General features: G+C 71.5%; 24 protein-coding genes and 1 pseudogene. 15 read left to right on the forward strand and 10 right to left on the reverse strand.

Translation table 11 applies throughout. The features are described 5' to 3' along the window. Window positions 1-69 precede the first annotated feature (69 nt). Genes CP976_RS15515 through CP976_RS15525 form a run of 3 tightly spaced genes read left to right on the forward strand, consistent with a single transcriptional unit; the run spans window position 70 to window position 2638 of the window. Window positions 70-603: a PadR family transcriptional regulator gene (locus CP976_RS15515; RefSeq protein WP_086603775.1), complete on the forward strand. Its 534-nt coding sequence runs from the start codon at window positions 70-72 to the stop codon at window positions 601-603. Next, window positions 600-1286, forward strand: coding sequence for an ABC transporter ATP-binding protein (locus CP976_RS15520; RefSeq protein ID WP_150480894.1), 687 nt, complete (start codon window positions 600-602; stop codon window positions 1284-1286). The genes CP976_RS15515 and CP976_RS15520 overlap by 4 nt, the downstream gene beginning before the upstream one ends. Then, the gene (locus CP976_RS15525) at window positions 1283-2638 is read left to right on the forward strand and encodes an FtsX-like permease family protein (RefSeq protein WP_150480895.1); all 1356 of its coding nucleotides are present in this window, start codon (window positions 1283-1285) and stop codon (window positions 2636-2638) included. The genes CP976_RS15520 and CP976_RS15525 overlap by 4 nt, the downstream gene beginning before the upstream one ends. Before the next feature lie 113 nt (window positions 2639-2751). On the opposite strand, the gene CP976_RS15530 is transcribed toward CP976_RS15525, so the two are convergent. After that, entirely contained in the window at window positions 2752-3288 is a 537-nt protein-coding gene (locus CP976_RS15530; RefSeq protein ID WP_086843133.1) for an HNH endonuclease, read from the reverse strand. A 313-nt stretch (window positions 3289-3601) separates the two neighbouring features. On the opposite strand from CP976_RS15530, the gene CP976_RS15535 reads away from it, so the two are divergent. The 8 genes from CP976_RS15535 (at window position 3602) to CP976_RS15570 (ending at window position 12024) form a co-directional block, all read left to right on the forward strand. Continuing rightward, window positions 3602-4705, forward strand: coding sequence for a mechanosensitive ion channel family protein (locus tag CP976_RS15535; protein WP_150480896.1), 1104 nt, complete (start codon window positions 3602-3604; stop codon window positions 4703-4705). Window positions 4706-4944: 239 nt separating this feature from the next. Then, entirely contained in the window at window positions 4945-6156 is a 1212-nt protein-coding gene (locus CP976_RS15540; protein WP_150480897.1) for an ROK family transcriptional regulator, read from the forward strand. 82 nt (window positions 6157-6238) lie between these two features. Beyond that, the gene (locus tag CP976_RS15545; RefSeq protein ID WP_150480898.1) at window positions 6239-7576 is read left to right on the forward strand and encodes an ABC transporter substrate-binding protein; all 1338 of its coding nucleotides are present in this window, start codon (window positions 6239-6241) and stop codon (window positions 7574-7576) included. A gap of 40 nt (window positions 7577-7616) precedes the next feature. Next, entirely contained in the window at window positions 7617-8561 is a 945-nt protein-coding gene (locus CP976_RS15550; RefSeq protein WP_150480899.1) for a carbohydrate ABC transporter permease, read from the forward strand. Further along, complete coding sequence (locus tag CP976_RS15555) at window positions 8558-9451, forward strand: carbohydrate ABC transporter permease (protein ID WP_150480900.1); 894 nt, start codon at window positions 8558-8560, stop codon at window positions 9449-9451. Before CP976_RS15550 ends, CP976_RS15555 begins: the two co-directional genes overlap by 4 nt. 6 nt (window positions 9452-9457) lie before the next feature. Further along, window positions 9458-10723 (forward strand): 6-phospho-beta-glucosidase, encoded by a 1266-nt coding sequence (locus CP976_RS15560; RefSeq protein WP_150480901.1) that lies wholly within the window; start codon window positions 9458-9460, stop codon window positions 10721-10723. Next, window positions 10714-11685, forward strand: coding sequence for an N-acetylglucosamine kinase (locus CP976_RS15565; RefSeq protein WP_150480902.1), 972 nt, complete (start codon window positions 10714-10716; stop codon window positions 11683-11685). Before CP976_RS15560 ends, CP976_RS15565 begins: the two co-directional genes overlap by 10 nt. Window positions 11686-11802: 117 nt before the next feature. Continuing rightward, window positions 11803-12024, forward strand: a complete 222-nt coding sequence (locus CP976_RS15570) for a hypothetical protein (RefSeq protein ID WP_086850784.1) — start codon at window positions 11803-11805, stop codon at window positions 12022-12024. Window positions 12025-12460: 436 nt separating this feature from the next. Here CP976_RS15570 and CP976_RS15580 read toward each other — a convergent pair whose 3' ends face one another. The 3 genes and pseudogenes from CP976_RS15580 to CP976_RS15590 all read right to left on the reverse strand — a co-directional run bounded on the left by CP976_RS15580 (window position 12461) and on the right by CP976_RS15590 (window position 14011). Then, a complete protein-coding gene (locus CP976_RS15580) occupies window positions 12461-13117 on the reverse strand; it encodes a hypothetical protein (RefSeq protein ID WP_150480903.1) in 657 nt (218 codons plus the stop codon). A gap of 47 nt (window positions 13118-13164) precedes the next feature. Further along, window positions 13165-13335: pseudogene (locus CP976_RS43700) on the reverse strand (DUF6000 family protein); the annotation flags it as partial. Between the two features lie 157 nt (window positions 13336-13492). Continuing rightward, complete coding sequence (locus tag CP976_RS15590; protein ID WP_150480904.1) at window positions 13493-14011, reverse strand: HAD domain-containing protein; 519 nt, start codon at window positions 14009-14011, stop codon at window positions 13493-13495. A gap of 182 nt (window positions 14012-14193) precedes the next feature. On the opposite strand from CP976_RS15590, the gene ettA reads away from it, so the two are divergent. Genes ettA through CP976_RS15605 form a run of 3 tightly spaced genes read left to right on the forward strand, consistent with a single transcriptional unit; the run spans window position 14194 to window position 16936 of the window. Then, window positions 14194-15858: an energy-dependent translational throttle protein EttA gene (ettA, locus tag CP976_RS15595; protein WP_150480905.1), complete on the forward strand. Its 1665-nt coding sequence runs from the start codon at window positions 14194-14196 to the stop codon at window positions 15856-15858. A gap of 2 nt (window positions 15859-15860) precedes the next feature. Next, window positions 15861-16271, forward strand: coding sequence for an acyl-CoA thioesterase (locus tag CP976_RS15600; protein WP_059419984.1), 411 nt, complete (start codon window positions 15861-15863; stop codon window positions 16269-16271). Further along, complete coding sequence (locus CP976_RS15605; protein WP_150480906.1) at window positions 16268-16936, forward strand: DUF8185 domain-containing protein; 669 nt, start codon at window positions 16268-16270, stop codon at window positions 16934-16936. Before CP976_RS15600 ends, CP976_RS15605 begins: the two co-directional genes overlap by 4 nt. Before the next feature lie 15 nt (window positions 16937-16951). Here CP976_RS15605 and CP976_RS15610 read toward each other — a convergent pair whose 3' ends face one another. Next, window positions 16952-17365: a globin gene (locus CP976_RS15610; RefSeq protein ID WP_086604702.1), complete on the reverse strand. Its 414-nt coding sequence runs from the start codon at window positions 17363-17365 to the stop codon at window positions 16952-16954. A 66-nt stretch (window positions 17366-17431) separates the two neighbouring features. Here CP976_RS15610 and CP976_RS15615 point away from each other — a divergent pair, with 66 nt between their 5' ends. Next, complete coding sequence (locus tag CP976_RS15615; protein WP_150480907.1) at window positions 17432-18415, forward strand: methyltransferase domain-containing protein; 984 nt, start codon at window positions 17432-17434, stop codon at window positions 18413-18415. 18 nt (window positions 18416-18433) lie between these two features. Here the strand turns inward: CP976_RS15615 and CP976_RS15620 are convergent, their stop codons facing one another. The 5 genes from CP976_RS15620 to CP976_RS15640 form a co-directional block, all read right to left on the reverse strand. Further along, window positions 18434-19927, reverse strand: coding sequence for an FHA domain-containing protein (locus CP976_RS15620; RefSeq protein WP_150480908.1), 1494 nt, complete (start codon window positions 19925-19927; stop codon window positions 18434-18436). Between the two features lie 32 nt (window positions 19928-19959). Further along, a complete protein-coding gene (locus tag CP976_RS15625) occupies window positions 19960-21306 on the reverse strand; it encodes a vWA domain-containing protein (protein WP_150480909.1) in 1347 nt (448 codons plus the stop codon). 90 nt (window positions 21307-21396) lie between these two features. Then, window positions 21397-22890, reverse strand: a complete 1494-nt coding sequence (locus CP976_RS15630) for a PP2C family protein-serine/threonine phosphatase (protein WP_150480910.1) — start codon at window positions 22888-22890, stop codon at window positions 21397-21399. 3 nt (window positions 22891-22893) lie between these two features. Continuing rightward, complete coding sequence (locus tag CP976_RS15635) at window positions 22894-25596, reverse strand: serine/threonine-protein kinase (protein WP_373304838.1); 2703 nt, start codon at window positions 25594-25596, stop codon at window positions 22894-22896. Further along, on the reverse strand, window positions 25593-26927 hold the full coding sequence (locus CP976_RS15640; protein ID WP_150480911.1) for a coiled-coil domain-containing protein: 1335 nt from the start codon (window positions 26925-26927) through the stop codon (window positions 25593-25595). The genes CP976_RS15635 and CP976_RS15640 overlap by 4 nt, the downstream gene beginning before the upstream one ends. Window positions 26928-26951 lie beyond the last annotated feature (24 nt).

A 26951-nucleotide genomic window follows, 5' to 3' on the forward strand; every position in this document is an offset into this window, starting at 1 on the left:
GGTTCCGCGACGGACTTCTTCGGCCCCCACTATTCACTCAGTACATGTACTCAGTACATAATGATCGCCATGAGCACCCGCCACATCCTGCTGGGCCTGCTCGCCACGGGTCCGAGCCATGGCTACGACCTCAAGCGGCGCCACGACGAACGGTTCCCGCAGGCCCGACCACTGGCCTACGGGCAGGTCTACACGACCCTCCAGCGCCTCGTCCGGGACGGCCTCGCCGCGGTCGAGGGCACCGACTCGGACGGCGGCCCGGAGCGGACGACGTACCGCGCCACGGACGAGGGGACGCGTGAACTGTCCCGGTGGGCCGGGGAGATCGCGCCGCCCGCGCCCTTCGTGGCGAACGAGATCTTCGCCAAGGTCGTGGTCGCGATCCTCTCGGGCGGCGACCCGGCCGCGTACCTGAGCGCCCAGCGCGCCGCCCACATGGAGCGGATGCGGGAGCTCACGGCGGTCAAGGCCGCCAAGGGCGCTGACCTCGCGACCGTGCTCTCGGCGGACTACGCCCTCAACCACCTCGACGCCGACCTCCGCTGGATGAGCACCACGGCGGCCCGGCTCACCACCCTGACCGCGGAGGTCGACGCAGCATGAGCAGACCCGTGCCTCTTCTCTCGGCGAGCGGCCTCACCAAAACACACGGCAGGACACCCGCGCTGCGCGGCGCCTCGGTCGACCTGCACGCCGGCGAGATCCTCGCCGTGACCGGCGCGAGCGGCAGCGGGAAGTCGACGCTGCTGCACTGCCTGGCCGGGATCGTCCGGCCCGACGAGGGCTCGGTGTCGTACGACGGCCGGCGGCTGGAGGACCTGCCCGAGAAGCGGCTGAGCGAGCTGCGGCGGACCGACTTCGGCGTGGTGTTCCAGTTCGGGCAGCTCATCCCCGAGCTGACGGCCCTGGACAACGTCGCCCTGCCGCTGCTGCTGGCCGGCACCGACCGGGCCCGGGCCCGTGCCCGGGCCGGTGAGTGGCTGGAGCGGTTCGGCGTGCGCGGGCAGGAGGACCTGCGGCCGGGCGAGATGAGCGGCGGCCAGGCCCAGCGGACCGCACTGGCCCGGGCCCTGGTCACCGGCCCGAAGGTGGTCTTCGCCGACGAGCCGACGGGCGCCCTGGACTCGCTCGCCGCCGAGCAGGTCATGACGGCCCTGGTCCACACGGCCCGCGAGTCGGGCACGGCCGTCCTGCTCATCACTCACGACGCCAAGGTGGCGGCGTACGCGGACCGGGAGGTCCAGCTGCGGGACGGCGCCGTGACGCCGCTGGGGGTGACGGCATGAACTCCCTGCGTACCGATCTGCGTCTGGCCTGGGAGCTCACCCGTGGTTCCGACCGAGGCGAGTGGTGGCGGGTCGCGCTGACGGCGACCGGCGCCGCGCTCGCCACGGGATTCGCGCTGGCCGCCGTCGCCCTGGCCTCCCTGCGGGGTGGTTACCAGGTGCCCGTCGCCGCGGGCCTGCTGGACGAGCCCGGCACGCGGTCCGGCGTGATCGTGGGCCTGCTGCTCCTGCTCGTGCCCGTGCTGGGGTTCCTCGGCCAGTGCGCCCGGATCGGCGCCGTGCACCGCGACCGGCGGCTGGCCGGGCTGCGGCTGGCCGGGGCGACGCCCTGGCAGGTGCGGCGGATCGCCGCGCTGGAGACGGGGCTGGCCTGTCTGCTGGGCTCGGCGGTCGCCACCGTCCTCTCGGTGCTGGTCCTGCTGCGCCAGTGGGACCGGCCGACCGCCCTGGCCTGGGTGGGGATCGCCCTGGTCGCCGTCGCCGTACCGGTGCTGGGCGCGGTGGCGGGCGCACTGGCGCTGCGCCGGGTCGTGGCCTCCCCGCTCGGCTGGGTGCGCCGGGTCGGGGCGCGGGGCGGACGAGGGCCCGGGCTGCTGTTCCTGGCCGGGGTGCTGCTCGTCGCGGTGCTGGCGCTGCTGGCCGTGGTCACCACGTCCACGGCCGCCCCCAATCGGCCGAACGGCAGGGTGCCGCTGATGATGATGGGCGTGGTCCTCGCGGTCGGCGCGGGCGCGGTGTGGCTCTCCGGGGCCACCGCGAAGGCGACCGGTCGGATCCTCGCGCCCCGGGCCCGGTCGGCGGCGACGCTGATCGCGGCGGAACGGCTGCGCGACGACCCCTGGTCGGCCGCCCGCACGCATGCGGCGGTGCTGCTGGTCACGGTCGTGGGCACCGGCTTCCTGGGCATCCGGCAGGTGCTGAGCGACCAGGTGCACAGCACGCGGTACCTCGCCGAGCGCGCGTCCTACTACACCACCGGCCTCGACCTCACCGGAGCAGCCATCGTCGTAGCCTTCGCGATCACCCTCTCCGGCCTCGCCGTCGGCACCGCCGAGTCCCTGGCCACCCGCCGCCGGGGCCTGGCCGCGCAGGCCGCCGCCGGGGTGCCGCACCCGGTGCTCGGCCGGGCCCTCCTGCTGGAGACCGCGCTGCCCCTCGCCCCCGCCGTGCTGCTCTCGGGCCTGGGCGGGATGACCATCGGCACCGGGTACGCCCTGCTCTCCGGCCGGCCTGTGTCCTGGGCGATCGCCCTGGTGCCCGTCGCCGTCTACGCCGCCTGCCTGCTGGCCGCGGCTACCTCGCTGCCCCTGCTGCGCCGATCGGCACGCCCGGGGGAGCTGCGGTACGCGTAGGCGCCCTCCATAAGGGCGGGCCGGCCCGGGGGAACGGGGGTTCACCGGGCCGGTCGGCCGGCCGCACGCGCCCATGACGAACGTCACGCGGCAATACGAAAGCCCGGATCCTCTCAGGCGGAAATGCCGTCGATCCGGGCCAAGGCGTCGTCCGCGCCGTACGGCTGCAAGTACGGCAGCCAGCGCGGGTCCCGATGGCCGGTCCCGATGATGCGCCAGGCCAGGCCGGTGGGCGGGGCGGGTTTGTGGCGCAGCCGCCAGCCGATCTCGAAGAGGTGCCGGTCGGCCTTCACGTGGTTGCAGCGGCGGCAGGACGCCACCACGTTGTCCCAGACGTGTTTGCCCCCGCGGCTGCGCGGGATGACGTGGTCGACGCTGGTTGCGACGCCACCGCAGTACATGCACCGGCCCCCGTCACGGGCGAACAGCGCCCGGCGGGTCAGAGGAACGGGCCCCCGATAGGGAACCCGGACGAATCGCTTGAGCCGGACCACGCTGGGTGCGGGGACTGTGACGGTCGCGCTGTGCATGAAGGCGCCGGACTCCTCGAGGCATACGGCCTTGTTCTCGAGGACGAGGACGAGCGCGCGGCGGAGCGGTACGACACCTAGTGGCTCGTACGACGCGTTGAGGACCAGGACGTGCGGCACGGATGCCTCCTTGGACGCCGGCGGCGCGTGGCTCGCGCCGGGACGATTCGTAGCCAGTCTCCCCTCATGCCTGGTGAAAGCGCCACCATGTCCCCGTAACGGGCTGGGAGTGTTTTCGACCACATCTGATTCATCCCCCGGATCATGGCCTGTTCAAGCCCAGGTGAGCACGGTCTCTCCTTCACACATCCTGCCGAAGCACACACAATGCCCCGTTAGTGTGGTGGTTCTGCCCCCGCGGTGACCCAGTCGTGACCTCGACCCCCCTGAACCACCGCACCGGGGCGGACCGCTGTACTTGGAGGTACCTGCCGTGTCCCTGTCCGCTGTCCTGCTCGCCGCCGGCCCGTCGCCGTCGCCGACCCCCTCGGATACGGAGACCCCGAGAGTGCCCTCGCTCCAGGACGCCCAGGAGAGCGCGACGAACGCCGCCGGCTGGGTCGAGCAGAACTGGTCGACGTGGCTCGCGATCGGCCTGAGGGTCCTGCTCATCGTGGTGATAGCGGCAGTGCTGAGGGTCGTCGTCCGGCGTGCGATCACCAAGCTGATAGACCGCATGAACCGGACCGGCCAGTCCGTGGACGGCTCCGGGCTCGGTGGGCTGCTGGTCAATGTCGAACGCCGTCGCCAGCGCTCGCAGGCGATCGGCTCGGTGCTGCGCTCGGTGGCGTCGTTCCTGATCATGGGCACGGCCGCGCTGATGGTCCTGGGCACCTTCCAGATCAACCTGGCCCCGCTGCTGGCCTCGGCCGGTGTCGCCGGTGTGGCGATCGGTTTCGGCGCCCGCAACCTGGTCACGGACTTCCTCTCGGGCGTCTTCATGATCCTCGAGGACCAGTACGGCGTCGGCGACACGATCGACGCGGGCGTCGCCTCCGGTGAGGTGATCGAGGTGGGCCTGCGCGTGACCAAGCTGCGCGGCGACGGCGGCGAGATCTGGTACGTCCGCAACGGCGAGGTCAAGCGCATCGGCAACCTCTCCCAGGGCTGGGCGACGGCCAACGTCGACGTCACGGTCCACTCCGGCGAGGACCTGGACAGGGTCAAGGCCACCCTGGACGAGGTCGCCGAGAAGATGGGCGCCGAGGAGCCCTGGAACGAGCTGCTGTGGGGCCCGATCGAGGTGCTCGGCCTGGACAGCGTCCTGCTGGACTCCATGGTCGTGCGCATCTCGGCGAAGACCATGCCCGGCAAGTCCCTGACCGTGGAGCGCGAGCTGCGCTGGCGCATCAAGCGGGCCTTCGACGCGGCGGGCATCCGGATCGTCGGCGGGGCCACGGCCCCGGTCGAGGAGGCGCCCGCCGATCCGACGGCGGGGATGGCGCCCCCGTCGGTGTACGCGAACTCGGCGTCCCCGCAGTCGGCGGCGGCGTCCCCGCTCACGCCCGCCGCACCGCCGACGAGCACCACGAAGTAGCCGACCCGCGGCACGACGAGGGCGGCACCCGGGCTTTCCGGGTGCCGCCCTCTTCGCATGCCCGGGTAACGACTGCGTTGCCTGAACCGTCCCCTATTGACGCCCGCGCGGCGCCGGGCTTACCTTCCTCCACACCGATAGGAAACTTTCCTAACAGTGGTCCGGCGCAGGTCGGCCGGATGGACTTCCCCGCCGGATCACTGAGAAGCTGAGCAGCCGAAGGGCAGGTGTGGACACGCATGGCAGGAACCGCCGGCACGCCGGGCACCCCGCGCGTCCTGCGCGCCATGAACGACCGGGCCGCCCTGGACCTGCTGCTGGATCACGGACAGCTGTCGCGCACCCGGATCGGCAAGCTCACCGGCCTGTCCAAGCCGACCGCCTCCCAGCTCCTGGCTCGCCTGGAGGCCGCGGGTCTCGTCCTGGCCACCGGTACCACCGAGGGCCGGCCGGGCCCGAACGCCCAGCTCTACGAGGTCAACCCGACCGCCGGTTACGCCGCCGGACTCGACGTCACCCCCCAGCGGATCCTCGCCGCGGTCGCCGACATCACCGGCCGTACGGTCGGCCGCCATGAACTGCCCGCCCCCGGCAGGCGCACCGGCACTCCCGTCGTCCAGCAGGTCACCGACGCCCTGGACGGCGCGGTGAAGGCGGCGGGCCTCGCCCGGGACGACATCCACCGGCTCGTCATCGGCACCCCCGGCGCCTTCGACCCCACCACCGGCCGCCTGCGCTACGCATCCCACCTCCCCGGCTGGCACTCCCCCACCCTCCTGGACGAGCTCGCCGCCGCCCTGCCGATGCCGTTCGAGTACGAGAACGACGTCAACCTGGTCGCCCTCGCCGAACAGCGGCTGGGCGCGGCCCGGGACCACACGGACTTCGTACTGCTGTGGAACCAGGAGGGCCTGGGCGCCGCCCTGGTCCTGGGCGGCAGGCTGCACCGCGGCTGGACCGGCGGCGCCGGCGAGGTCGGCTTCCTGCCGGTGCCGGGCACGCCCCTGGTCCGCCAGGTCACCAAGGCCAACAGCGGCGGCTACCAGGAGCTGGCCGGTTCCCAGGCCGTCCCGAGGCTCGCCCGTGAACTGGGCATCGAGGACATCCCGGCGGGCCCGTACACCGAGGTGGCCGCGGCCCTGGTCGAGCGGGCCGCCACACGGGACGACGAGCTCCACCGGGAGCTGCTGCGGTCGTACGCGACCCGGCTCGCCACCGGTCTGGCCTCCCTCGTCTCGGTCCTCGACCCCGAGCTCGTCGTGCTGAGCGGCGCGTCCCTCACCTCGGGCGGCGAGACGCTGCGCGCCCTCGTCCAGGCCGAGCTGGAGGAACTGGCCGCGTCACGCCCACGCCTGGTCGTGGGCGACGTCCGTGAACACCCCGTGCTGCGCGGCGCACTGGAGAGCGCGCTCGCGACCACGCGCGACGAGGTCTTCGACACCTCACGCTGACGCCACCTCCCGCTCTCCGCCCTCACTGACCCCACCCCCCTCCTTTCCCACGCCGTTCCCCGTGCCCTAGGGAGACCCTGCCATGCCCGGAATGTCCCGAAAGACGGCCATAGCCCTCGCCGCCTCCGCCTCCGTAGCCCTCCTCGCCACGGCCTGTACGGGCCAGGCGGACTCCGGCGCCTCAGACGACGCCGCCAAGGAGACGACCCTCAACTTCTGGCACGCCTGGAGCGCGCCCGCCGAGGTGAAGGCCGTCAAGGACCTCGTCGCCGGCTTCGAGAAGGCGCACCCCCATATCCAGGTGAACGTCGTCGGCAACATGACCGACGACAAGATCAACCAGGCCCTGCGCGCCGGCGGCGGCAAGGCCCCGGACGTGATCTCGTCCTTCACCACGAACAGCGTCGGCAAGTTCTGCTCCTCCGGCGCCCTGGTGGACCTCAACCCGTTCTTCGAGAAGTCGGGAATCGACCCGGAGAAGACCTTCCCGAAGGCGATGAACGAGTACACGCAGTTCGAGGGAAACCGCTGCGCGGTCCCCCTCCTCGGCGACGCGTACGGCCTCTACTACAACAAGACGGCCTTCGAGAAGGCGGGCATCACCAGCCCGCCGAAGACCTGGTCCGAGTTCGAGAAGGTCGCCGAGAAGCTGACGATCCCCCAGGGCAACACCTACAAGCAGCTCGGCTTCATGCCGAACTACCACGGCTGGGAGACCACCACCGAGCACTACCTCGGCCAGTTCTCCCCCACGTACTTCGACAAGGACGGCAAGTCGAACGTCGGTAAGGACCCGGCCTTCGAGAAGGCGTTCACGATGCAGAAGAAGCTGGTCGACGCGCTCGGCGGCTACCGCAAGCTGGAGACCTACCGCTCCAGGCTCGGCGACGAGTGGGGCCCCAAGCACCCCTTCCACACCGGCCAGGTCGCCATGCAGCTCGACGGCGAGTGGCGCCTGGGCATGGCCCTGGACACCAAGCCGGAGTTCGAGATCGGCGTGGCCCCGCTGCCCGTCCCCGACGACCAGGCCGACCAGTACGGCAAGGGCTACATCACCGGCACCATCGCCGGTGTCGCGGCGACCAGCACGAAGCAGAACGCGGCCTGGGAGCTGGTGAAGTACATGACCACGGACACGGACGCGGTGGTGAACTTCTCCAACGCCATCCACAACGTGCCGTCGACGCTCGCGGCCCTGAAGTCCCCGAACCTCAAGTACGACCCGCGCTTCAGGACGTTCCTGGAGATCGCCGCCGACCCGAACTCCACCACCGCCCCCGCCTCCGTCAACGGCGGCGTCTACCTCACCACGATCCAGGAGTTCGGCTACGACTACGAGAGCGGCAAGGCCACCGACCTCAAGGCCGGCCTGAAGAAGACGGCCGAGCAGATCGACACGGACATCGCGCAGGCGAAGTAGGGCCATGAGAACCGTGAGCACCGTGAGCACCGTGAGCACCGTGAGCACTTACACCCTGCGCGCGAAACACCGCCGCTCGACCCTTCGTACCCTCGCCTTCCTCTCCCCCTGGCTGATCGGCTTCTCGGTCTTCTTCGCCTACCCGCTGATCTCCACCGTCTACTTCTCCTTCATGCGGTACGACGGTTTCAAACCGCCGACGTGGTCGGGCACGAAGAACTGGACGTACGTCTTCGAGCACTACCCCCTCTTCTGGCCCGCCCTGCGCAACACCCTGTGGCTGGTCGTCATCATGGTCACGCTCCGGGTCGCCTTCGGCCTGGGCGTGGGCCTGCTGATCACCAAGATCAAGACGGCTACGGGTGTCTTCCGCACCCTCTTCTACCTGCCGTATCTGGCCCCGCCCGTGGCGGCCACCATGGCCTTCGCGTTCCTCCTCAACCCCGGCACGGGCCCGGTCAACTCGATCCTGGAGAAGACCGGGCTGCCCGCCCCCGGCTGGTTCAACGACCCCACCTGGTCGAAGCCGGCCCTCACCCTCCTGGCTCTGTGGGGCATCGGCGACCTGATGGTCATCTTCATGGCCGCGCTGCTGGACGTACCGAAGGAGCAGTACGAGGCGGCCGAACTGGACGGCGCGACACCCTGGCAGCGCTTCCGGTTCGTCACGCTCCCGAACATCTCCCCGATCGTCATGTTCGCGGTCGTCACCGGCGTGATCCAGACCATGCAGTACTACACGCAGCCGCTGATCGCCGGAAAGGTCGCCTCGGGCGTGATCCAGGGCGCGGGCACCCAGTTCGAGCCGGGCTACCCGGACAAGTCCACGCTCACGCTCCCCCAACTCGTCTACAACCTGGGCTTCCAGCGCTTCGACTACGGCTCCGCCTGCGTGGTCGCCCTGGTCCTCTTCGCCCTCTCCATGGCCTTCACCGCACTTCTGATGCGCCGCAAGGGCGGTCTGATCCAGGCAGGTGACCGATGACCCAACTACTCGCCACACCATTGGAGTCGAAGGCACCGCCCACTCCGGCGGAACGCACGGCCCACCGCAGGGCGTTCCTGGAATGGATCGCGGTGCACTCCCTGGGCGTCGCGGTCGCCCTCTTCTTCACCCTCCCCTTCCTCTTCGTCCTCCTCACCTCACTCATGAGCGACAGTCAGGCGCTCAGCCGCGACCTGATCCCGGAAACCTGGGAGTGGGACAACTACCGAAGGGTCCTCGACACCCCCGGCTTCCTCACCTGGTGGCGGAACACCCTGTTCTACGCGGTCCTGGGCACGGCGCTCACGGTGATCTCCTCGATCCCGGTGGCCTACGCCCTCGCGAAGTTCCGCTTCCGTGGCCGCAACCTCGCCCTGATGCTGGTCATCTCGATGATGATGCTGCCACCGCAGGTGATCATCATCCCGATGTACCTGTTCTGGGCGAAGCAGCTTGACCTGTCCGGCACGCTGTGGCCGCTGATCATCCCCATGGCGTTCGGCGACGCGTTCTCGATCTTCCTGCTGCGCCAGTTCCTCACCACGATCCCCGACGAGTACCTGGACGCGGCCAAGGTGGACGGCTGCGGCGACCTGCGCACCCTCCTGAAGGTCGTCCTCCCGATGGCGAAACCGGGCATAGCCGCGGTGGCCCTCTTCCAGTTCTTCTACGCGTGGAACGACTACTTCGGACCCCAGATCTACGCCTCGGACAACCCGGGCGCCTGGACCCTCTCCTACGGCCTGGAGTCCTTCAAGGGCGCCCACCACACCGACTGGAACCTCACCATGGCCGCCACCGTGCTGGTGATGGCCCCCGTGATCCTCGTGTTCTTCTTCGCCCAGAAGGCGTTTGTAGAGGGAGTCACGCTCACCGGAGTAAAGGGATAAAGGCACATGAAACTCACCGTGGTCGGCGGAGGCTCGACCTACACCCCCGAACTCGTGGACGGCTTCGCCCGTTTGCGGGACACCCTGCCCGTCGGGGAACTGGTCCTGATGGACCCGGCGCAGGACCGCCTGGACCTGGTGGGCGGCCTCGCCCGCCGCATCTTCGCCCGCCAGGGCCACCCCGGCCGCATCACCACCACGACCGACCTCGACCGGGCGGTCGACGGCGCGGACGCGGTCCTCCTGCAGCTCCGCGTGGGCGGCCAGGCGGCCCGGGAACAGGACGAGACCTGGCCCCTGGAGTGCGGCTGCGTGGGCCAGGAGACGACCGGCGCCGGGGGCCTTGCGAAGGCCCTGCGCACCGTCCCGGTGGTCCTGGACATCGCGGAGCGGGTACGCCGCACGAATCCGCAGGCCTGGATCATCGACTTCACGAACCCGGTCGGCATCGTCACCCGCGCCCTGCTCCAGGCCGGCCACAAGGCGGTGGGCCTGTGCAACGTGGCGATCGGCCTCCAGCGCAAGTTCGCGGCCCTGCTGGGCGTCGAGCCCCCGGAAGTCCACCTGGACCACATGGGCCTCAACCACCTCACCTGGGAGACGGGAGTACGCCTGGGCGGCCCCGAAGGCGAGGACGTCCTGCCCAAGCTGCTGGCCGAGCACGGCGACAGGCTCGCGGCGGACCTGCGCCTCCCCCGCGCCCTGCTCGACCGCCTGGGCGTGGTCCCGTCGTACTACCTGCGCTACTACTACGCGCACGACGAGGTCGTACGGGAACTCGGGACGAAACCGTCCCGCGCGGCCGAGGTGGCGGCCATGGAACGGCAACTGCTGACGATGTACGCCGACCCGTCCCTGGACGAGAAGCCGGCCCTGCTCGCCAAACGGGGCGGCGCCTACTACTCGGAGGCGGCGGTGGACCTGGCGGCGGCCCTCCTGGGCGGTGGCGGCAGCACGTACCAGGTGGTGAACACGTACAACCGGGGCACGCTCCCCTTCCTCCCCGACGACGCGGTGATCGAGGTCCAGGCGGCGGTCGGCCCGCAGGGCGCCTCCCCCCTCCCGGTCCCGTCCGTGGACCCCCTCTACGCGGGCCTCATGGCGAACGTGACGACCTACGAGGACCTGGCCCTTCAGGCGGCTCTGCACGGCGGCCGGACCCGCGTCTTCCGGGCCCTCCTCTCCCATCCCCTCATCGGCCAGTACGAGTACGCCGAGGCGCTCACCGACCGGCTGATCGCACATAACCGGGAGCACCTCGCGTGGGCCTGACCGCACACGTCCTCGCCATCGACGCCGGCAACAGCAAGACGGACGTCGCGGTCGTGACGGCGGACGGAGAGGTGCTGTCCACGGCACGCGGGGGCGGCTTCCGCCCGCCCGCGGTCGGCCTGGACACGGCGATGACCGCTCTCGCCCACACGGTCGCCCAGGCCCTGTCCACCGCCGGACTCGCCACCGTCGACCACGTCTCGGCGTGCCTCGCCAACGCCGACTTCCCGGTCGAGGAGGACCGGCTGGCGGCCGCACTGCACGCGCGCGGCTGGGGCACGACGGTGACCGTCCGGAACGACACCTTCGCCATCCTCCGGGCCGGTGTGACGGAACCCCGGGGAGTCGCGGTCGTCTGCGGCGCGGGCATCAACTGCGTCGGCATGCGCCCCGACGGCCGCACGGCCCGCTTCCCGGCACTGGGCCGGGTCTCGGGCGACTGGGGCGGCGGCTGGGGCCTGTCGGAGGAGGCCCTGTGGCACGCGGCACGCTCGGAGGACGGCCGCGGCCGCCCCACGGCCCTGGCCCGCACCCTCCCCGCCCACTTCGGCCTGTCCTCCATGTACGCCCTCATCGAGGCACTCCACCTGGGCGACCTGGAACAATCTCGTCGCCACGAGCTGACGCCGGTCCTCTTCGCGACGGCGGCGGACGGCGACACGGTCGCCCGCGCGATCGTCGAACGCCAGGCGGAAGAGGTGGTCGCGATGGCGGTGGTGGCCCTGACCCGCCTGGAACTGCTGGACGAGCCGACGCCCGTCCTCCTGGGCGGCGGGGTGCTGGCCGCCCAGCACCCGCAGCTCAACGGCATGATCACCGACCTGCTGGCCGACCGGGCCCCCAAGGCGGCCCCTCAGGTGGTCACGGCCAGTCCTGTCCTCGGGGCCGCACTGCTGGGGCTGGACGAGGTGGGAGCCGGGGAGGGGGCGCAGGGGCGTCTGCGGGCGCACTTCGGGGTGTGACCGGGGCTTGATCGGGGCGTGCGAGAGGCCCTCCCACGAGACCGGCCGGGGCCCCGCGGGACAGCGGAGATGGACAGACGAAGGCGCCCGAACACGCGAGGGCGCATACTAGGGGCAATGACAAAGCCTGCTGCACCTAAGCGCCATCTGCCCACCAGCCCCTTCAAGGCCCCGGTCATTCCGGCCCCGAAGCACTTCTCCGTGGGCGACCAGGTCACACACGACATGTACGGCCTCGGCCGGGTCATCAGCATCGAGGACGGGATCGCGGTCCTCGTGGACTTCGGCTCCGCTCAGAAGCGGATCCTGAGCCCGTACTCCAAGATGACCAAGCTCTAGCACCGCTGTGCCCGGTCACGGCACACCAGGTCCCTCCCGGGGCTTGGCACCAGAAGGAGACCTCTCATCGATCTGACCTCGCTTTTCTCCGCCCCGGAAGGGGCACCTCACTCCGCGGCCACGGCATCGCCGCCTCCGGCCACGAACCCCTTCCAGGCCCCGGACTTCGGAGAGGACGACAGCGCGACAGCGCCGGAGCCGCTCCACGGTGACCGGCACGGACGGTAGAACCCGGCCAAGAGCACACTTTCACTTGCCTCAAAGGGCATGAAAATGCCCTTCACCAGCGGTTTCCTCGCCGATGAGGGGCCGTGTCAGGCGGCTTGAGCCGTCCGTGGGCCGTCGTGGGCTTGACCGGCGGCCCGGTAGCTCGCGGAGACGGCTTTACGCGTGCCCGGCTCCAGACGGCTGCGCCGACGTTGCATGCCGGGACTGATCAGAGGTTCGCGGTAATGGCGCGGAAGACGGCCGGTGTCACCCGTTCCTTGACGATCTTGTCGAAGGCGGCCGTGTCCTCTTCGGCGCCCTCGAAGTCGATGTAGTTGAAGCCCACGCCGTTGCTCTGGAACATGAGCGGGCCCTTGCGGCAGACGACGGTCGGTGTCTCCTTCTTGGACCTCGCATGGGAGTAGCACTCATCGGCTCCGAACGTCCTGGCGTCCGTTTCGAGGACGACCGCATCCTTCTGGTGCGCGGCTTTGGAGTCGGCGACGTACCGGGTGAGCAGTTTCGGGTCGGCCACCGCGAGGATCTCGACGTCGAAGGCGCCCCAGCCTTCGATGTGTCCCTTGTACCCGCCGTTCTGCGGCAGCCCGAACGAGCACGCACACTTCCCGTCGGAGGCGAGCCCGGCGCCCGCCTTCCCGCCGAGGGCGCCGTCCTCAGGGACCTTGACCCAGTCCGACTCCCGGCTGAGCTTCTTCGCCTGCGGCAGTATCGCTTTGATCTCGGCGTCGGTGACGAACGAGCAGGCGTCGGGCCAGCGCGCGGGTTGAGCACCGTGCCGGCGGGCACGTCGACGGCGGTTCTCTCCTGTCCGGGTGCCGCGTCCCGGACAGCGATCTCGGCTCCGCAAGCCGTCAGCGCGAGGCACGCCGACACCGTCACCACGCCCACCCGGGTCCGCCGTGCATCCAGCAGTTCGCCGAGGCGTTCCCGGAATTCGGTCCTGCCGGCAACAGCGATGAGCCAGGCCGCCGTTCCGCTCTCGCGCCATCCTCGGTCGAGCAACAGGCCCAGTTCACGAGGAATGATCTCATGGGCAGCTTCGCCCAGCTTCCGCATGAACTCGACCCGTTCGCGGCCGCTCATCCGGAGCCCGGCGACTTGGCCGGCCGGGCTTCTCAGCGGTAGCAGGGGGCCCGGCCTTCGATGAAAAGGACGAGCCCGAGCCAGGGATTGCGCCACGCGCTGGTGGTGACATCCGGGGCGGTCCCACGGCCTGCCGTGCCTCACGGAGGCACGGTGCTCATCTCGGCGCGACGGCACGGAGCCAGGCGGCGAGCGTGACGAAGTCGGCGTCGTCGAGGCCTTCGGCCGCGTCGACGTGATGAAGCAGCGACCGCCCAGGATGGCCGGCAGCGACCCAAAGGCGGTCCATGGCGCTGATCTCGTCGTCGACCCAGATGAACGGCCGGCCGTCGGCCCACTCGACCAGAGGGCGGGTCTTCCAGTGCAGGCCGCGCGGACCTGCCTCGGCGCTGTTCTCCGGCCACTCCAGTACTGGCAGCTTCGGCAGACCGATGCGCGGAGCTACGACCTCGTTCGCCTCCTGCCCCCAGGTCGAGGCCCATACGAGACGGCAGCCCAAGGCCATGAGGCGCGACCCGACCCCAGGGTCGAGCCGCGTCAGCAGTGGGTTCCCCGGACCGGCAGGCGCCGAGGCGTCGGCAGCAGGGGACTGCGGATGACCGGACGGCGACCCGAACGGGATGAGCGGGCCATCGACGTCGAGGAAGAGGAGAGGGCGCTCCGCTGCGCTTGTCACGGCGGCACGATAGCCCGGTGACCGGCCGACGGCGACCTACGTCGACGGTCGAGTCCCAGCCACTGACCACGAATGCCCAGGTCAGAGCCCCCCACCCATACGCGTTTCCACCCAGGGGTGGCGGTACGGCAAGATGGGGTGTATCTGCCCACTGCCGTATTCAAGCTGCCGGACGGTTTCTCTTGGCTGAGTTCATTTACACCATGCGCAAGGCGCGTAAGGCGCACGGCGACAAGGTGATCCTCGACGACGTGACGACGAGCTTCTACCCGGGAGCGAAGATCGGCGTCGTCGGCCCGAACGGCGCCGGCAAGTCGACCATCCTCAAGATCATGGCCGGGATCGAGCAGCCGTCCAACGGTGACGCCTTCCTCAGCCCCGGCTACACGGTCGGCATCCTGCTCCAGGAGCCCCCGCTGACCGAGGACAAGACCGTCCTGGAGAACGTCCAGGAGGGTGTCGCCGGGATCAAGGGCAAGCTCGACCGGTTCAACGAGATCGCCGAGCAGATGGCGACCGACTACACCGACGAGCTCATGGACGAGATGGGCAAGCTCCAGGAGGACCTCGACCACGCCAACGCGTGGGACCTCGACGCCCAGCTGGAGCAGGCCATGGACGCCCTGGGCTGCCCGCCCGGCGACTGGCCCGTCGTCAACCTGTCCGGCGGTGAGCGCCGCCGCGTCGCGCTGTGCAAGCTGCTGCTGGAGCAGCCCGACCTGCTGCTGCTCGACGAGCCCACCAACCACCTCGACGCCGAGTCCGTGAACTGGCTGGAGCAGCACCTGGCCAAGTACCCGGGCACCGTCGTGGCGGTCACCCACGACCGGTACTTCCTCGACAACGTCGCCCAGTGGATCTGCGAGGTCGACCGCGGCCGCCTCTACCCCTACGAGGGCAACTACTCCAAGTACCTGGAGACCAAGGCCGCCCGCCTCAAGGTCGAGGGCCAGAAGGACGCCAAGCGGCAGAAGCGGCTCAAGGAAGAGCTCGAGTGGGTGCGGTCGAACGCCAAGGGGCGGCAGGCCAAGTCCAAGGCGCGTCTCGCCCGCTACGAGGAGATGGCCGCCGAGGCCGACAAGATGCGGAAGCTGGACTTCGAGGAGATCCAGATCCCGCCGGGCCCGCGCCTGGGCAGCGTCGTCGTCGAGGTCAACAACCTCAGCAAGGCCTTCGGCGACAAGGTGCTCATCGACGACCTGAGCTTCACGCTGCCGCGGAACGGCATCGTCGGCATCATCGGACCGAACGGCGCCGGCAAGACGACCCTGTTCAAGATGATCCAGGGCATCGAGGAGCCCGACTCCGGTGCGATCAAGGTCGGCGACACCGTCAAGATCTCGTACGTCGACCAGAGCCGCGAGAACATCGACCCGAAGAAGACGCTGTGGGCCGTCGTCTCCGACGAGATGGACTACATCAACGTGGGCCAGGTCGAGATGCCCTCGCGCGCGTACGTCTCCGCCTTCGGGTTCAAGGGGCCGGACCAGCAGAAGCCGGCCGGTGTGCTCTCCGGCGGTGAGCGCAACCGGCTGAACCTCGCGCTCACCCTCAAGCAGGGCGGCAACCTGCTGCTCCTCGACGAGCCGACCAACGACCTCGACGTCGAGACCCTCTCCAGCCTGGAGAACGCGCTGCTGGAGTTCCCCGGCTGCGCCGTCGTCGTCTCCCACGACCGGTGGTTCCTCGACCGGATCGCCACGCACATCCTCGCCTACGAGGGCGAGTCCAAGTGGTTCTGGTTCGAGGGCAACTTCGAGTCGTACGAGAAGAACAAGATCGAGCGGCTCGGCCCGGACGCCGCGCGTCCGCACCGCGCCACCTACAAGAAGCTGACCCGGGGCTGATCTTGCGGCACATCTACCGCTGCCCGCTGCGCTGGGCGGACATGGACGCGTACGGCCACGTCAACAACGTGGTGTTCCTCCGCTACCTGGAGGAAGCCCGTATCGACTTCCTGTTCCGTCCGGAGAAGGACTTCAAGCAGGGGTCCGTGGTGGCACGCCATGAGATCGACTACAAGCGGCAACTGGTCCACCGGCACACCCCCGTAGACATCGAGCTGTGGGTCACGGAGATAAGGGCGGCGTCCTTCACCCTCACGTACGAGGTGAAGGACGACGACCTGGTCTACGTCCGGGCCTCGACGGTGATAGTGCCGTTCGACTTCGAGGCACAGCGCCCGCGCCGGCTCACCCCGGAGGAACGCGAGTTCCTCCGGGAGTACACGGACGACGAGGAAGAGGCCGTCGCCGCATGACGGTGCTCCACCTGGCCGACGAGGGGGAGGCGGCGGATCTCGCGGCCTTCCTCTCCCGGCTGCTCCACTACGACCGTGGGGCCGCGGTGCGTCTCCAGGCGGCGGGCACCGCCCTTGCCGTGTTCGGGCGGCCGCCGTCCTTCGAGGTGCTGGCCGTGCGCGCGGTACGGCTGGCGAAGCCGTACGAGGACGGACTCGACGTCACGCTGGACGTGACCGTGTCCGCCGGTGAGCTGCTGGAGTCGGTGGACGAGAGGGGCGCCACGGCCCTCGTGCCGGGCGCGGTGACCGGGCCGCCGTGGGCGGGCGTACTGCCGCCGCGCGGCGGCTGGCGGCCCGAGCCGGGGCTGCCGGCGCCCGACGCCCTGCGGTCCCTCGTGGCCGCCGCCGTCGCCGAGTTCCGGTCCCGTACGCAGGAGTTGCCGCCGGAAGGGCGCACGCGGGCCGAGCTGGACCGGATCGGGCGGGACATCTGGTCCCGTACGGTCGGCGACACCCGGCTCCCGGTCCGCGCCGTGCACGCGGCGCAGTCGCTCGGATTCCTGCGGCCCGGGGCGCCATTGGGGCTGTTCTCGTCGGGCGCGTGGCTGCGGCTGCGCACTCCGTACGGGTCGATCGCCGTACGACAGGCCGGGCTCGGGGCGCTGGACGTCAGCGTCCGCTGACAGCGCCCTCGTCTGTCAGCCCGGGGTGTTCACCATCGACGCCGCCGCGTACGTCAGGTAGTTCCACAGCGTCTGCTCGTGCTCCTCGGACAGCCCGAGCTCCTCGACGGCGACCCGCATGTGCTTCAGCCAGGCGTCGTGCGCCGCACGGTCGACGGTGAAGGGCGCGTGCCGCATCCGCAGGCGGGGGTGGCCGCGGTTGTCGCTGTACGTCGTGGGGCCGCCCCAGTACTGGATGAGGAACAGCGTGAGGCGCTCCTCGGCCGGGCCCAGGTCCTCCTCGGGATACATGGGCCGCAGCAGCGGGTCCTCGGCGACTCCCTCGTAGAAACGGTGGACGAGCCGACGGAAGGTCTCCTCCCCGCCGACCTGCTCGTAGAAGGTCTGCTCCTGAAGCGTGCCGCGCCGAATCTCTTTCACGCCCTCCATGCTCTCAGACGTGGGGACATAGGTCTCAAGGCCTAGGACCGGCCCCGGTGCCCTTACTGTGGGGGTATGGGCGGGCATGCACCCGACAGGGAACCGGACGATCTCTCCGCCTCCGCGCGGGCGGCTCTGGTGCGCCGGATCGACGCGAGCGGGGCCTGGGGCGCCGACCCGGCGTGGCAGGAGGCGTTCGCGGCGGTCCCGCGCCACCTCTTCGTGCCGTACTACTACGTCGGCGTCGCCGGCGGTTACGAACGCCGGTGGGGCGAGAGCCCCGACCCGCAGGCGCGCGAGCGGTGGCTGCGGGGCGCCTACGAGGACACCCCGCTGGCGACCCGGCTGCGCGACGGCGAACTGCTCTCCTCCAGCAGCCAGCCGTCCCTGATGGCGGACATGCTGGCCGCGCTGCGCGTGGAGGACGGGCACACGGTCCTGGAGATCGGCGCCGGCACCGGCTACAACGCCGCGCTGCTCGCCCACCGGCTGGGCGACGACAAGGTGACCACCGTGGACCTCGACCCGGAGATCACGGAGTCGGCCCGCCGGCACCTGGCCGCGGCCGGGTACCACCCGGTCGTCGTCACCGGCGACGGCGCCCGGGGCGTGCCCGAGCGCGCGCCGTTCGACCGGATCATCGCCACCTGCGCGCTGAGCACCGTGCCGCGCGCCTGGCTCGCCCAGAGCCGCCCCGGTGGCCGGATCCTGCTGCCGCTCGCCACCGGCCTGGTCGTGCTCACGGTGCGCGACGCGGGCCATGCCGAGGGGCGCTTCCTGCACACGCCCGCCTACTTCGTGCCGCTGCGCGGCGGGAGCCGGCCCGGGGGCGAGCCGCTCCAACTGGGCGGCGTACCGCGCCGGGCCAGGGAGGACGACCTGTTCCGTTTCCTGCTGGCCCTGACCCGCGGCAGCCTCGACCCGCAGGAGGCGCACGCGCTGTGGGAGCAGGAGGGCATGCCGCAGCGCGAGCGCTACGGCATCACGGTCAGCGGGGACCGGGAGTGGGCCTGGCTGGACGACCCGGAGGGGCCGTACGCCTGGCCCCTCCCGGCCTGACGAGGCTGCTGCCGGGGCTCAGCCGCGGCGGATCGTGATCGTCGTCCAGGCGCCGACGTGCACCCGGTCGCCGTCCTGGAGCGGCACGGGGACGAACGGCTGGATCGGCTCCTCCGAGCCGTTGACCGTCGTGCCGTTCGTCGAGTTCTGGTCGACGACCGCCCAGCTGCCGTCGGGCTGCTGGACCAGCACCGCGTGCTGGTGCGAGACGCCCGGGTCCTCCGGCGGCACCGAGAGATCGATGTCGGGGGTGTCGCCGGTGGAGTGCCGGCGGCGGCCGATCGTGAGCTGGTTGCCGGTGAGCGTGCGCTGCTGCTCGGGCGAGTACGCGGGCAGGTTCAGGCCCGCGGCCTCGGGGCCGGAACGCTGCATCATCGCCATGAAGTACTCACGGTCCGGGCCGATGGTCGCGGTCCAGGTCACCGGTCCCTGGGGCGCCTGGGGCTGCTGCGGGAAGCCACCGGGTCCGGGCGGTGCCTGGGTGGCGCCGGGCTGCGGGTAGCCGTAGCCGCCCTGACCGCCGCCGGGTCCGGGCGGTGCCTGGGTCGCGCCGGGCTGCGGGTAGCCGTAGCCGCCGCCAGGGCCACCGGGCCCGCCAGGGCCGCCGCCCGGGCCGGTGGACGACGGCGGGGAAATCACCCAGTCGTCACCGCCGCCGCCGAAGGACTGACCGCCCTGCTGCGGACGCTGGGTCTCCTGCGGGAATCCGGGCGGAGCCGGCGGACCGGACTGCTGGAAGCCCTGCGGAGCGCCGCCGTGACCGCCGGGGCCACCGGGCGCGCCGGGGCCGGGCGGCGGCGGGACCGGCCGCGAGGGGTCGGCACCGAATCCGGGCGGGCCGGAAGGACCACCGGGACCGGGAGGACCACCGGGGCCGGGAGGACCACCGGGGCCGGGAGGACCGCCCGGACCGGGAGGACCGCCGGGGCCACCAGGACCGCCTGGGCCGGGACGACCGCCGGGCCCGCCGGGTCCGGGGTAGCCCGAGGGGTCGCTGCCGAAGGGCGGGATCGGTTCGGCCGGGCGGTTCATCTGCGACGGGCGGGAGCCCTGGTACTCGTACGAGTCACCGCCGCCGTACGACGGTCCCGGCGGACCGGCGGGACCGGGCTGGCCCGGCGGCTGGAAGCGCACGCCCGGGCCGGGCGGCGGCGGGGGCGGGGCGGCGGGGGTGTACGAAGTCGCCGTGTTCGTCAGGAAGTTCCACCGGCACTCCTCGCAGAACGGCGCGCCGCCCTCACGCGGCGTACGGCACTGCGGGCAGAGCTCCGGCTCGGCGTTCGGTACGGCGGACAGGTGCGGAGGGCGCCCGCCGGGCTGCCCACCGGGGCCGCCGGGAGGGCCACCGGGGCCGCCGGGAGGGCCGCCAGGGCCACCGGGGGGCGGGAAGCCGTAGCCGCCGCCGGGCGGGGGCGGCGGAGGAGGCGGAGGCACGGCACCCGCCATGCGGTGACCGCAGACCTCGCACCAGTCGTCGGAACCCGACTGGTGTCCGTTCGGGCAGGTCGGCATGTCGGCGCGTCCCTCCTTCGATTCCTTCTAGGTCACTTCTTCACGCGAACAGTCTTGGTGGACCGGGTCTCGAGCGTCATCTCGTCGGCCTCTTCGACCTTCGCCTTCAGTCGCACAGTACCGGTCGCGGCATCGACCACGTCCACCACCTTCGCAAGCAGTTTCGCAGTATCGGCGTTCCCGGAGGCACTCGCGAGCTGAACGGCCCGGCCCAGTTTGGCCGTTGCTCCGTCCGTATCACCCGATTTGCGAAGATCCAGTCCTTGTTGGATGACCTGTGCCAGTTCTGCCTGCCCGGTGTAGTGGGCGACCTGGGGGTTGATCGACGTCGAGGCGACCATGTCGTCCGTCCACACGGCACGGACCAGGCCCTGCGCGCCGAGGTTCTGGACGGTGCCGTCGGGCTGCGGAATGACCAGCGAGATCCGGGCCGCCAGCATCTCCTGCCCGATGTTCGCGGCCGGGACCTCCACGCATACGTGGTAGTCACGGGACTCGTCCCCCCAGGAACCCAGGGGGTAGTCACCGGCGCGCGGCCCCGCCTCGGTGCGCCGTCCGGTCAGTTCCTCGACCGTGGGCGCGACCTGCTTGACGAACTTCACCGTCGTGTCGACCGGGGTCCACAGCCGCAGGGAGACGTCCGCGACCTCCTTGCCCATCGCCGTCTCCATCATCTGCGTGAAGTCGGCGGCGAGTCCGGCCGGATCGGCGACGATGTCGGCGGTGCCGAGCAGGGCGGAGGCGATCCCTGTGACTTCTTTCACTTCCCAGTCGGTGCCCACGCCGCGCGCGTCACAGGTGAAGCGCCCCGCGCACGCGTCGAGCGCGGCCTTCAGGTCCTGGGGTGACTCGTGTTCGTTGCGGCCGTCGGTGAGCAGGATGCCGTGCCGGATGGCGACGTCCGCGGAGGACAGCAGGCGGTCGGCCAGTTTCAGCCAGGTGCCGATGGCCGTGCCGCCGCCCGCGCTGAGCGAGCGCAGCGCCCGTTTGGCCTGCTCGCGGGTGGTGGCGTCGGCGACCGCGAGGCGACCGCCGCCCGGGTAGACCTCCTTGGCCACGTGTGTCCCGCCGACCACGGCGAAGTGCACACCGTCGCGCAGGGTGTCGATCGCGGCGGCCGTGGCGTCGCGGGCGTTGCGCATCTTCGTCGCCGGGTAGTCCATCGACCCGGAGCAGTCGACCATGATCGCCACGGCCGCGGACGGGCCCTGGCCGGGCGAGAAGAGGTGGGGCGCCGAGACCGCGGTGCCGATCGTGCCGCCGCCGGTCGCCGTCACCGTGACGATGGCGTTGACCTCGCCGGCGCCCTCCGGCAGGTACTCGTTCTGGTACACGTCCACCGAGAACTGGGGCACGTTCGACTTCGAGAAATTGGCCATGCCTGCTTCGATCCCCCTCGAAAGCCCCCACCGGAGCGGGGTGATGACGGTATGCGGACCGGTCCGCTGAGGCATCCCCGTAATGCGGCCTCAGGCCGATCCTGCCCCCTGGGGGACGGCCGGGAACGGCACGAGGGCCACTGTTACGTTGTCGTGGCCCCCGCCGTCGAGGGCGTGGCCGACGAGCACCCGGGCGCTGTGCAGCGGGTGGGCAGCGGCGTCGAGCGGGACGACCCGGGCCATCTCCTCGGCCGCCTCCGCGTAGTTCCACAGGCCGTCCGTGCAGACCACGACCACGCCCGGCCGGTCCGGCTTGAACGCGGCGGTGTGCGGCTCCAGTTCGTAGGCGTCCGCGCCGAGCCAGCCGGTGATGGCGTGGGCGCGCTCGTCGGCGTAGGCCTCGGCCTCGCTCATCAGGCCCGCGGCGACCATCTGCGCGGCCCACGAGTCGTCCTCGGTGAGCCGGGCGGGGGGTGCGCTCCGGTCGACCGGGACCCAGTAGGCGCGGCTGTCGCCGACCCAGCCGACGATCAGCAGGCCCGATGTGACCACGGCGCCGACGATGGTGCACGCGGGGGCGTTCTGGTGCGGGGCGTGCTCGCGGGCCGTGGCGGGTTCCGCGGCGAGCGAGTTCACCGCGCGCGAGGCGGCGATGATCGCGTCGTGCATCGCCTGCTGCGGGTGCGTACCGCGTGGCAGGGCGGCCAGCAGTGCCTCGCTCGCCGCCTTCGACGCCGCCATCGAGGCGTCGTCGGGGCGGGTCGCCGAGGAGACGCCGTCGCAGACGATCGCCACGGAGGCGGGCGAGCCGTCCGGCAGGGCGGTGCTGCCGATGGCGAACGCGTCCTCGTTGCGGTGGTGGCGCAGGCCGCGGTCGCTGACCGCGGCCACCGGGCCGGACTCCTGCTCCATGTGGTCCCGTTCGCGCGGCTGGGCGTGGCCGCAGTTCTCGCAGTAGCCGTCGTCGTCCACGCGGCCGGCCCGGCAGGCCACGCAGACCTTGCCGCCGGCGCCCGCGGCCTGGGCCGCCGGGTCGGCGGACACCCGTGGGTCCGGTGCCTGGAGGAGGTACTCGTCGGGCTGCTGTGCCTGATAGGTCACTGACTGTGCCGAATATCCGTCGGGCTGTGGGGCGTAGCCGCCGGGCGGCACGGGATGTCCCTCGGCGCCGCCGGGCGGCCCGGGATGGCCCGCGGCCTGCGGCGGATGGTCGAAGCGGACGCCCGCTGCGGGGGCCGGGGGTGCGCCGGGGGGCGGGGGTGTGTCCGGGGGCAGCGGGGAGCCGCCCGAGTCCGCGCCCTGAAGGTCCGTCGGCAGGTGCGCCGCCGGCGATCCGCCCGCGCCGTTCGGCCCGGGGGCGGGCCAGCCCGTGCCGGCGGGCGGCACCGTCGGCGGCTCGGGATACGCACCGGCGGCCGGAACGCCCTGCGCGGGCACCGAGCCGTTCATGGTGATGGTCGGGTTGTCCTCCGGCCGTTCCGGCACGGCGGACAGGTCGTATCCGCACGCGCCACAGAAACGGTCACCCGATTCGAGGGGTTCCTCGCAACTCGGGCAGGCGGACAACTGGGGCATCTGCGACATCAACTACACCCACGTCCGGGGGCGGTAACGATTGGCACGTTCCACCAGGTCGATCCTCTCCTCGCCGCCCCGCGCCAGCCGGGCCAGCGTGCGGTACGAGCGTTCCAGTCCGAAACGCAGGCCCCGCTCGTCCAGGCCGCTGCCGAGCAGCGTCCGTCCCCCGGCGGCGGGAGGGGCGGAACCCTGGCCCCCGGAGAGTACCCAGTCCAGCGCGCAACCGAGGACTTCGGCCGACAACTGCTCGCGCCGCGCCGGGTCCAGACCGTACGCGTCCAGGGCCTCGACCTGCGCCGCGGCGGCCGTCAGGTCCTCCAGGAACGGCACGTCCGAGGCGGTCGCCGTGCGCTGCCGCAGCCGCGCCCGGACGGCGGCAACGCGCGCGGCCGTGTAGTGGATGGAGGACTCCGGGACCGACTCCAGCGTCCCTACGGCGCTGCGCCGGTCCCCGGTCGCCAACTGCACGCGGGACAGCCCGAACGCGGCGCTCACATAGCTCGGGTCGGTCGACCACACCAGCCGGTAGTACTCGGCGGCGTTGTCGAGCTGGCCCAGCACCTCCGCGCACAGGCCCAGCGCCAGCTTGGGCGCGATCTCGCCGGGGAAGGCGTCGTAGATCGCGTCGAAGGCGAGCGCGGCGCCCTCGTCGTCGCCCGTCACCAGCGCGGTCACGCCCCGGTACCAGACCACCCGCCAGTCGTCGGGCCGCTCCCCCTCCAGCGTGACCAGCGCCTCCAGCGCGGCGGCCGGATCACCGGTCTCCAGCCAGGCCCGGATCTGCCGCAGCCGCGTCTCGATCGACGGGGCCGGAGCCGCCGCGAGGGCGCCGAGCAGCTCGGCCGGGGCGGAGGTCATCAGGCCCGCCAGGAAACCGGCGTTGGGGTCGGACGGGTCGACCCGGGGGACGGGAAGGGCGAGGGCGGCGGCGGGGGTGTCGACGGGTTTGACGAGGCCGTGGGGGGTGGGAAGGCTCTGCGCGCCACCATGGCCGCCGCCGGGGCGCGGCCCTGCCGTGGCTCCTCCGGGTCCGGCGTGAAGCCGGGCGGCGTGGGGCTGGGAGGGGACAGCGGGCAGCGCCGCCGCGGTCCCGGAGTGGCGCCGCTTCTGTACGGCCCTCGCCCCGAGCCGGGACACCTCACCGTCCAGCTTCGGGAACAACACCGTGTCCGTGACCCGCAGCTCGGGCCCGAACAGTGTGGACAGGGCGGGCCGGGCGCGGCCCGTCTGGAGGGAGACGACCTCCCGCAGGACGCCCGTGAGCTGTTCGGTCATCTCCTGCGCGGAGGCGAACCGGCGGGCCGGGTCGGGGTCGGTGGCGCGGACCAGGAGGCGGTAGAACGACTCGTACTGCCGGAAGACCTCGATGTTGTCCGGGTCGGGCAGGGAGTCGACGTAGACGTTCGTATAGCCCTGGAAGTCGAAGGTCAGGACGGCCAGGGTGCGGGCGACGGTGTAGAGGTCGCTCGCCACGGACGGGCCGACCTCGGCGACCTCCGGCGCCTGGTAGCCGACCGTGCCGTAGATGGCCGACTCGTCGTCGTCCATCCTGCGGACGGCGCCCATGTCGATCAGCTTGAGCTGGTCCTCGGTCTGGATGGCGTTGTCGACCTTGAAGTCGCAGTACAGCAGGTTGCGGCTGTGCAGATGACCGAGCGCCTCCAAGGCCTCCAGGCCGTACGCGCAGGCCTGTTCCACCGGCAGCGGGTCGCGCCTGCCCTGCGGGGTGCGGCGGGAGTTGGCGATCTCCTTCAGCGACTTCCCGCCGACGTACTCCATGACGATGTAGCCGTCGAGGGAGCCCGTGCGCTGGTCCAGGTGCTCCACGAAGTTGTAGATCCGCACGATGTTGGCGTGCTCGATCTCCGCCAGGAAGCGCCGCTCGGAGATCGCCGCGGCCATCGCGTCCTGGTCGCCGGTGTCCAGCAAACCCTTGAGGACCACCCAGCGGTCGGAGACCGCCCGGTCGACGGCCAGGTAGATCCAGCCCAGGCCGCCGTGCGCGAGGCAGCCCACCACCTCGTACTGGCCGTGCACGACGTCCCCGGCCTTCAGCTTCGGCACGAACGAGTACGGATGGCCGCACTTGGTGCAGAAGCCCTCCGTACGGCCCGGCCGGTCGCCGCGCGCGCGGCCCACCTGGGCACCGCAGTCGGAACGCGAGCAGAACCGCTTCCGCTCTGGCACTTCCGGGTTGTCCAGGACCATGGCGCGCGGGTCGGGCCGCGGGATCGGCGGGACCTGGACCAGTCCGGCGCCCAGCCGGCCCCGGGACGAGGAACCGGCGGCGGAGCCGGAGCTGCGCACCGACACCGAGCGGCCCGTCGTCTTGCCCGAAAGGGAGCGCGAGAGGCGTCCCGACACCGAGCGGCGGGACTTCGACGACTGGGACGACGTGCGGGAAGTGCGGCTGCTGGAACGGGAGCTGCCGCTGCCCCCCGAGCCGCGGGAGCCGCCCTTGCCGCCGGCGGTGATGCCGGTCGGGGGTGAGCCGACCATGCCGTTCGACGCGACGACGGGGGCCAGGCCGCAGGTGTCGCAGTACAGTTCGCCGCCGCCCACGTCTTCGTAGCTGCCGCCGCAGGCGGGGCGCTGGCAGGTGCGCTGCGGCTCACCTCGCGTTTCGCCCGGTGACCGGCTCGGCGGTTCGCTCGGTGGTTCGTTCGGTGGTTCGTTCGGTGCCTGACTCACGGACTCCCCCTTGTCACTCATGCGCCCGGCCCCCTCCGGTCGTCCTCCGGCACGCCCTGGTCCGGCACCCGCGGGCCGCCGAGCAGTTCCGCGGCGGCCTGCTGGTAGCGCAGCACGGCCTGTTCGGCGGCGCGCAGGTCGCAGGGGGCGCTCCACAGCATGCGGCGGGCCTTCTCGTACCGCTCGACGAGCAGCGTGTCCTCGGCGAAGCCGTGCCGGGCGACCTTCGCCTTGTACGCGTCGAGCCGGCCACGCAGTTCGGCGCGGACCGCCAGGGGTGCGGTGACCGCGGTCAACGACTCGCGGGCGCGCAGCAGTTCGTCCTCCGCCTTCTCCTCCAGCGACTCCAGAAGCGGGGACAGGCGGTGCCACTGTGCCTGTCTGCGGTACTCCGCGGCCGCCGCCAGCTGCTCCTGCAACGCGGTCGGCGGTCCGCTGACGACCGGCACCTCCGTCGCCGCGATCTTCGCGAGCACCTCGCCACGGGCGGTGCGCGCCTCGGCGAGCGTACGGTCCGCGCGGCTGAGGACGTCCCGCAGTCTGACGATCCGCTTCTCGGCGTCCTGCCGTACGGTCAGGACCGCGTCGATCTCCCGGCGTACGTCCTCCAGGGCGCGCGCCTCACGGTCGTACACCGTCGTGTCCGGCCTGCCGCCGCCCGGGGCCGAACTGCCCTCCGCGGCCAGCCAGAACGCCAGCGGGTCCGACACCACCTGCTCGCGCAGCTTGGTGAGCGTGCGGGTGATGCGCTCCAGGTCGTCGCCCGCCGGGTGCTCGCCGGGGCGCACCCCGACCGAGTGCGCGAGCCGGCGGGTGCGCTGGAGTTCGGCCGCCAGCAGATCGATCCGGGCGGGCAGCGCCGACCAGACCGCGTCGGCCGCGACGACCATGTCCAGGCTCGTCGCGTACAGCTCGTTCATCCGGTCGACGAGGGTGGCGAGCGAGTAGCGTTCGCTGAGTTTGTTCCCCGTGCCGTGCAGGGTCGGGGCGTTGGCCGTCGCGGTGGCGCTGCCCGCGACCGTGACCGACTCGCCGTTCAGCAGCTCCGTCAGCTCCACCAGGTCCTCGCGGCTGGACCAGCGGCGGCGGGCACGGATCTCCCGGGCGGTGCGCAAGGCGTCCGCGTACGCGTCGAAGTACGTCCAGAGCAGCGTGATCGACGCCTCCGTGGACGTCCAGCGTTCCTGGGTGACGCCGGTCAGCTCGGCGCCCTCCAGGAGTCTGCGGCCCGCGTGGTCCTGGAGGGCGAGGAGCGAGGTCTCGATCGCCTCGTGCTCCGCGCCGAGCCGCGCCAGCGCACGGTCCACCTCGTCCCGGTCCATCACCGGCCCGGTGGATCCCGTGACGCCCATCGATCACCTCTCGCTGCGGTTGTG

Origin of the sequence: Streptomyces coeruleorubidus, assembly GCF_008705135.1 — a bacterium.
In the GTDB taxonomy this organism is placed as follows: Bacteria; Actinomycetota; Actinomycetes; order Streptomycetales; family Streptomycetaceae; genus Streptomyces; species Streptomyces coeruleofuscus.

Bases quoted from the DNA above. Each gene is read 5' to 3' on its own strand.
- CP976_RS15515 (WP_086603775.1), top strand. From the start codon at position 70: ATGAGCACCCGCCACATCCTGCTGGGCCTGCTCGCCACGGGTCCGAGC.
- CP976_RS15520 (WP_150480894.1), top strand. From the start codon at position 600: ATGAGCAGACCCGTGCCTCTTCTCTCGGCGAGCGGCCTCACCAAAACA.
- CP976_RS15525 (WP_150480895.1), top strand. From the start codon at position 1,283: ATGAACTCCCTGCGTACCGATCTGCGTCTGGCCTGGGAGCTCACCCGT.
- CP976_RS15540 (WP_150480897.1), top strand. From the start codon at position 4,945: ATGGCAGGAACCGCCGGCACGCCGGGCACCCCGCGCGTCCTGCGCGCC.
- CP976_RS15545 (WP_150480898.1), top strand. From the start codon at position 6,239: ATGCCCGGAATGTCCCGAAAGACGGCCATAGCCCTCGCCGCCTCCGCC.
- CP976_RS15555 (WP_150480900.1), top strand. From the start codon at position 8,558: ATGACCCAACTACTCGCCACACCATTGGAGTCGAAGGCACCGCCCACT.
- CP976_RS15560 (WP_150480901.1), top strand. From the start codon at position 9,458: ATGAAACTCACCGTGGTCGGCGGAGGCTCGACCTACACCCCCGAACTC.
- CP976_RS15570 (WP_086850784.1), top strand. From the start codon at position 11,803: ATGACAAAGCCTGCTGCACCTAAGCGCCATCTGCCCACCAGCCCCTTC.
- CP976_RS15605 (WP_150480906.1), top strand. From the start codon at position 16,268: ATGACGGTGCTCCACCTGGCCGACGAGGGGGAGGCGGCGGATCTCGCG.
- CP976_RS15610 (WP_086604702.1), bottom strand. From the start codon at position 17,365: ATGGAGGGCGTGAAAGAGATTCGGCGCGGCACGCTTCAGGAGCAGACC.
- CP976_RS15615 (WP_150480907.1), top strand. From the start codon at position 17,432: ATGGGCGGGCATGCACCCGACAGGGAACCGGACGATCTCTCCGCCTCC.
- CP976_RS15620 (WP_150480908.1), bottom strand. From the start codon at position 19,927: ATGCCGACCTGCCCGAACGGACACCAGTCGGGTTCCGACGACTGGTGC.
- CP976_RS15625 (WP_150480909.1), bottom strand. From the start codon at position 21,306: ATGGCCAATTTCTCGAAGTCGAACGTGCCCCAGTTCTCGGTGGACGTG.
- CP976_RS15630 (WP_150480910.1), bottom strand. From the start codon at position 22,890: ATGTCGCAGATGCCCCAGTTGTCCGCCTGCCCGAGTTGCGAGGAACCC.
- CP976_RS15635 (WP_373304838.1), bottom strand. From the start codon at position 25,596: ATGAGTGACAAGGGGGAGTCCGTGAGTCAGGCACCGAACGAACCACCG.
- CP976_RS15640 (WP_150480911.1), bottom strand. From the start codon at position 26,927: ATGGGCGTCACGGGATCCACCGGGCCGGTGATGGACCGGGACGAGGTG.